Source organism: Shinella kummerowiae (assembly GCF_009827055.1).
GTDB lineage: Bacteria > Pseudomonadota > Alphaproteobacteria > Rhizobiales > Rhizobiaceae > Shinella > Shinella kummerowiae.
Map to the genome: position 1 here is coordinate 1 of NZ_WUMK01000031.1, position 1,750 is coordinate 1,750.

The following is a 1,750-nucleotide window of genomic DNA, read 5'->3' on the forward strand; positions in this document are numbered from 1 at the left end:
GATGCCTTGAGTTCGGTTTCGAGTTCGGCGATCGAGGCGGGGCGGGAGGCTTTGCAGCCGAGTGCGGTGGCGAGGCCGACGAAGTCGGGGGTGAAGATGTCGACGCCGATCTGCGGGATGTCGCGCTCGGCCATGAAGGCCTTGATCTCGCCGTAGCTGGTGTTGTTCCAGATGACGACGGCGGTGGCGATGCCGGCTTCCACCGCGCTTGCCAGTTCCTGCACCGAGAATTGCAGGCCGCCATCGCCGATCAGGCAGACGGAGGGGCGGTCGGGCGCACCGAGCTTGGCGCCAAAGGCGGCCGGCAGGCCGTAGCCGAGCGTGCCGTAGCCGGTGGAGGAATTGAAGAAGGAGCGCACCTGCGGTGCCTCATAAATCTGGTTGACGGCATAGACCGGCTCGGTCTGGTCGCCCGCCACCGTGGCATTCGGCAGGGCGCGGGTGATGACCTCCATCAGCCTGCCATGCGTGCGGCAGGCGGGCCACAGCCCGGCCTCGACCTTTTCGCGCACGGATTTGGCGCGCGCCGCACCGTCTCCGGTTTGGCGGGCCTCGCCAAGCGCGGCGTTGAGGCTTGCGGCGGCGAGTTTCGCGTCGGCGGCGATCGGCACGTCTGCGCGCAGTCCGCTGACGATCTGCGCCGGGTCGATGTCGATGCGGATCAGCGGGCCGCCGAAGGCGAGCGGTTTGGGCTCGGGATACATTTCCGTCTCGCCGAACTCCGTGCCGATGGCGAGGATCGCATCGCTTGCCGCGAGTTCCTCGAGCAGCGGCGGCATGGCGAGATTGCCGGTCATGATCTTCGGGTCGCCGGGCTTCAGGATGCCGCGGCCGTTGATCGTCATGAAGACCGGCGCGTCGAGTTTTTCCGCAATCGCAGCGATCTCGGCTGCCGCGTCGGCAGCGCCGCCGCCGGCAATGATCAGCGGGCGCTTTGCCGTCTTGAGGATTGCGGCCGCCCTGGCGATGCTGGCGGGATCGGCGGCGGCGCGGCCGGGCAGCGGCCAGGCCTCGGCCGACAGGTGCGCTGCCTCCGCGACGATGATGTCGAGCGGGATTTCGATATGGACGGGACGCGGGCGCGCCGAGTTGAACACGGTGAAGGCGCGCGCCATCACCTCGGGAAGCTGCGCGGGATCGAGCAGCGTGTGGCTGAAGGCGGCCACACCGGCCACCAGGTTGCGCTGCGAGGGCAGCTCGTGCAGCCGGCCCTGGCCCATGGCCAGTTCGCTGCGGGCATTGACCGCGGAGATGACCAGCATCGGCACGGAATCCGCATAGGCCTGGCCCATGGCGGTGGCGATGTTGGTCATGCCGGGACCGGTGACGATGAAGCAGACACCCGGCTTGCCGGTCACGCGCGCATAGCCGTCGGCCATGAAGCCCGCGCCCTGTTCGTGGCGCGGCGTGACGTGGCGGATCCTCGTGGCCGGCAGGCCGCGATAGAGTTCGACCGTGTGGACGCCCGGAATGCCGAAGATCAGTTCGACACCATAGGATTCCAGGAGACGGACGAGATATTCGCCGGTGGTGAGACGGGTGTCTGCCATTGTTATCGCCTCTTGACGCCCGGGAGGACGCACAGCATTTCGAAGAGAAGGTTCGCCGCCGTGATCGCCGTGTTGCCGGACGGATCATAGGGCGGCGAGACCTCGACGAGGTCGCAGCCGACGAGGTTGAGACCCCAGCAGCCGCGGATGATTTCCAGCGCCTGGATGGTGTTGAGGCCGGCGATCTCCGGCGTGCCGGT

The 1,750-nt window shown here is 67.8% G+C and carries 2 protein-coding genes; both read right to left on the minus strand.

Annotated elements, in window-relative coordinates:
• Positions 1–1,550: 5-guanidino-2-oxopentanoate decarboxylase (locus GR138_RS30090; RefSeq protein ID WP_160862933.1), on the minus strand; the 1,550-nt coding region annotated here is incomplete at its 3' end.
• 2 nt (positions 1,551–1,552) lie between these two features.
• Positions 1,553–1,750: arginase family protein (locus GR138_RS30095; protein WP_202402924.1), on the minus strand; the 198-nt coding region annotated here is incomplete at its 5' end.